Raw genomic sequence first — 212 nt, 5'->3', positions numbered from 1 at the left:
GTATCATCTACAATAACTGTCTGGTTCTGTGAACTCGTGTTTCCATTACCATCATCATATGTCCAAGTAACCGTATAAGTTCCTTGTGATGTATAAGAAGTAGGATCTGTTGTTGTTCCTGTGATAACTCCCTCACAAACATCCGTCGCTGTTGGGGCACTTACAGAAGCATCACACTGACCCGTAACTGTTGGTAAATTAGCAACATTCGC

At 42.0% G+C, this 212-nt stretch carries 1 protein-coding gene; it reads right to left on the bottom strand.

The genetic code is table 11. The features are described from left to right. Positions 1-212: HYR-like domain-containing protein (locus RM519_RS14000; RefSeq protein WP_311594448.1), on the bottom strand; the 212-nt coding region annotated here is incomplete at both ends.

It is taken from the genome of Urechidicola vernalis, assembly GCF_031846385.1.
GTDB lineage: Bacteria > Bacteroidota > Bacteroidia > Flavobacteriales > Flavobacteriaceae > Urechidicola > Urechidicola vernalis.
Note: the sequence above shows the minus strand (reverse complement) of the source record. Positions and strands in the feature narration are given on the sequence as shown.